Source organism: Janthinobacterium sp. LS2A (assembly GCF_036543145.1).
Classification (GTDB): domain Bacteria; phylum Pseudomonadota; class Gammaproteobacteria; order Burkholderiales; family Burkholderiaceae_D; genus Janthinobacterium; species Janthinobacterium aestuarii.
Genome location: NZ_JAZHPB010000023.1, coordinates 1 through 1,520, shown reverse-complemented (window position 1 = coordinate 1,520; position 1,520 = coordinate 1). Strand labels below are relative to the sequence as shown.

General features: G+C 52.6%; 1 protein-coding gene. It reads right to left on the bottom strand.

Features of this window, described 5'->3' with window-relative positions:
* Nucleotides 1-89: 89 nt before the first annotated feature.
* Nucleotides 90-1,439, bottom strand: a complete 1,350-nt coding sequence (locus tag V3C40_RS28230; protein ID WP_331779164.1) for an IS1182 family transposase — start codon at nucleotides 1,437-1,439, stop codon at nucleotides 90-92.
* Nucleotides 1,440-1,520: the final 81 nt, after the last annotated feature.

Sequence of the window (1,520 nt, the reverse complement as noted above, 5' to 3'; positions counted from 1 at the left end):
CCTATTGTGTTGAAAAACTATTGGTCAAGACCTGTCACAATGCAATAAATGTACAGGAAAATTGTACGCAGTGGCGGTGTTCGGCTCGCTTAGCTCATCACTAGTGTCGCCTTCTGTTTTGGCGGAAGCAGCTTTTTGGCCATTCGCCGCAGATTTTGTACCGTCGCTGCCAGCAGAAACTCATCGTGGGCGCCGCTGGGGCCGCGCAAGCGCAATTGGCCGAGTTTAAGGATGCGTTTGAGGTGAGCAAATAGCATCTCGACCTTTTTCCGTTCTTTACGCGATTGTCGATAAGCGTCTGTCTTGCCAATGGCTCGTGCCACGTCGCGTGCAGGTTCATACGGGCTACGGTCGATCTTACGGATGTCCATATTGGGACAGCATTTTAATTTGAGCTGGCAGGCCTGGCAGTCATACAGGCTGGCTCGATAGCGAAATGGGTTTTTCTGCTGGCTACGCTGAGCGGGTTTCAAGTACTTGCCAGCAGGGCAAACATAACGATTGTTTTCTCTATCGAAGATGAAATCGGTACGGCTGAAAGTGCCGTCGTGATGTTCGGATTTATCCCAGACAGGAACGTGCGGGGCGATCTTCTTTTCATCGACCAGCCATCCCAGCATTGCAGCCACACCGTAATTCGTATCGCCCACCAATCGCTGTGGCTTGATAGCGAATTTCTCCTCAACCCGGTTGATCATCGTTTTGGTCGCTTCGACCTCGGCGATCTTGTTTACGGCTGATGCCTCGACATCGACAATCATTCCGGCTTTCAAATCGATCAGGTAATTTGTCGAGTAAGCAAAAATAGCCGGCCCTGCAGCGGCAGTCCAGGTTGCAGACGGATCCGTCAGCGAGATTCTTTTTGGCGGCACCGGATTAACTTGGTCCAGAGCTGCCAGATACTCTCGCACCGGTCGACTTGCCTGCTCAGGATCACCCCAATCGATAGCGGAATCGCCTGAACAGGAACGTTGCCGCTGGGCGTCAGCCTTGATCATGCTGGCGTCGGTTGCAAACCCCTCGCCCTGTACCAGGCCTTCTGTCATGCAACGTCGAAGAACCGCATCGAATAGCTGGCGAAATGCATCGTGATCGCGAAAGCGGCCGTGTCTATTCTTGGAAAAACTTGAGTGATCCGGCACCTTGTCCTTCAGACCCAACCGGCAGAACCAGCGGTAAGCCAGATTCATGCCGACTTCTTCGCACAGCCTCCGCTCAGAACGTATGCCGTAGCAATAGCCAATGATCAGCATGCGGGCCATGAGCTCGGGATCGACTGATGGTCGACCGGTATGACTGTACGACTGAGCCAAGTTCTCGCGAAACTCGGTCAGGTCGAGGTACTGATCCACCGCTCTCAGTAGATGGTCTTCGGGAACGTATTCGTTTAGACTAATCAAGACGAACAACTCCCGTTTGGTTTCCTGACGTCCCATCATCGCAGCCTCCGTCTTTTCTTTGCTTAGACAGCGGCAAATCGTGAAGATCGCGTGCTCAACTGGAGTTTTTCAACGCAATAG

What these genes read in the sequence shown, in the direction of transcription:
- V3C40_RS28230 (WP_331779164.1), bottom strand. Translation starts at nt 1,439, where the DNA reads ATGATGGGACGTCAGGAAACCAAACGGGAGTTGTTCGTCTTGATTAGT.